Consider the following 937-nt stretch of genomic DNA (forward strand, 5'->3'; position numbering starts at 1 on the left):
AACCTGGTCGGCGAACACATTGGGAGTACTCACTTCCACGGTGGCNGGCAGGTTGATGATCACCCGCTGGCCCTGATCCGGACGCCACACGTTGTTCACCGCATCGATGACTTCGATGGCGAAATCGGTTTCGGTGGCACTGAAGGTTTCCGGAGAATACTGGAAGCTCCAGTGGGTTTCCGGCTGTTTGGCCGCGCAATCGCGCACCCATTCAGCGGCACGCACGGCAATGGCCTTGCAACCGGCCTTGTCCACGTTGAACACCTGCTCACGGAACGTGGGCGAGGTGGCGTTGTAGATATGCACGATGGCGTTCTTTGCCCCTTTCAGGGACTCGAAGGTCCGCGCAATCAATTCCTCGCGGGCCTGGGTAAGCACCTGGATATGCACATCGTCGGGCACCAGATCTTCCTCGATCAGTGCCCGGCAGAAATCAAAATCAATCTGGCTGGCGGAGGGAAAGCCCACCTCGATTTCCTTGAAGCCCAGCTCCACCAACATCTGGAAGAACTGGCGTTTCTGGGCCACGGACATGGGTTTGATCAGCGCCTGATTGCCATCGCGCAGGTCTACCGCCGCCCACAGCGGGGCTTTCTCGATACGCTGGTTGGGCCAGCGACGGTCGGGCTTGTCGATAACAGGAAATGGCTGGTACTTGGTGTGATCAAAGCTCATGTCGAATCCTCAAAGTAAAAAGGGGCAGAAGCTGCCCCCCAGGCTGAATTACTAACCGACGCTCCCAGGGTTACTGCTTGGCGGCTAACAACTCCATGTGTGATCTCGGGTCTCGATCAAGGCGCCGATAGGCACCGGTAGCGGTCAAGAGAGGCATCCGGCTTGTGGCTGTCTGCGTCATCGCCCTACGAGAGATACTTTACGGCGCAGGACGCGCAATGTGCTTGCTTTCTTCACCCATTTTCGGCCTTATGAGCAAGAT

General features: G+C 57.5%; 1 pseudogene. It reads right to left on the minus strand.

The features are described from left to right. A pseudogene (locus A3754_RS21490) lies at positions 1 to 675 on the minus strand (2-isopropylmalate synthase); the annotation flags it as partial. Positions 676 to 937 lie beyond the last annotated feature (262 nt).

It is taken from the genome of Alcanivorax sp. HI0083 (assembly GCF_001635175.1).